Raw genomic sequence first — 1,093 nt, 5'->3', positions numbered from 1 at the left:
GGTTACGTCCATTAGCGTGGTGTAACCGGCCCTGATGGGCGTGTTTGCCAGATGCGAAGGCGGTCACCGCGTGATCCTTGGAAATGACAGTCCAATGTCTTTCCTGAAGGAGAACTCCGCGATGACCGCACCTTATTCTATCGATCCGACCCGTTTCCTGTCGGAGCAGCTCGAGCAGGCGTCCCCTGATCTGCTGCGCCAGATGCTCCAGACCTTCATCACAGCCCTGATGGGAGCCGAGGCCGACGCCGTCTGCGGCGCCGAATACGGCCAGGTGTCCACCGAGCGGGTGAACTCCCGCAACGGCTACCGCCACCGGGACTTCGACACCCGCGCCGGGAGCCTGGATGTCGCCATTCCCAAGCTGCGCCAGGGCACGTATTTCCCTGACTGGCTGCTGGAGCGCCGCCGCCGGGCCGAGGCCGCCCTGACCTCGGTGGTGGCGACCTGCTACCTGCTCGGGGTCTCCACCCGGCGGATGGAGAAACTCGTCGAATCCCTGGGCATCACCAGGCTGTCCAAGTCCCAGGTCTCGATCATGGCCCGGGACCTCGATGAGCAGGTCGAAGCGTTCCGCACAAGGCCCCTGGATGCCGGCCCGTACACGTTCGTCGCCGCCGACGCGCTGGTGTTGAAGGTCCGGGAGGGCGGGCGGGTCGCCAACGTCCACGCCCTGGTCGCGACCGGCGTGAACGTCGACGGGCACCGGGAGGTCCTGGGGATCCAGGCCACCTCGTCCGAGGACGGGGCCGGCTGGCTCGGCTTCTTCCGCGACCTCACCGCCCGCGGGCTGACCGGGGTGAAACTGGTGACCTCCGATGCACATGCCGGGCTCGTCGCGGCGATCGGGGCAACCCTGCCCGGCGCGTCCTGGCAGCGCTGCCGAACCCACTACGCGGCGAATCTCATGTCCCTCACACCCAAGACCTCCTGGCCCTGGGTGAAAACCCTGCTGCACAGTGTTTACGACCAGCCCGACGCGGACGCCGTGCACGCCCAGTTCGACCGCGTCCTGCGCGCCCTGGAAGAAAAACTGCCCAACGTAGCGGACCACCTCGAAACCGCCCGCGCCGACGTGCTCGCGTTCACGCCG

1 protein-coding gene is annotated in these 1,093 nt (G+C 67.2%); it reads left to right on the top strand.

What is annotated here, in order from left to right:
• Positions 1 to 121 precede the first annotated feature (121 nt).
• Positions 122 to 1,093: IS256 family transposase (locus ABIB14_RS18710; protein WP_354237393.1), on the top strand; the 972-nt coding region annotated here is incomplete at its 3' end.

Origin of the sequence: Arthrobacter sp. UYEF3 (assembly GCF_040546245.1) — a bacterium.
GTDB lineage: Bacteria > Actinomycetota > Actinomycetes > Actinomycetales > Micrococcaceae > Arthrobacter.
This window is presented reverse-complemented; position numbering and strand designations above follow the sequence as displayed.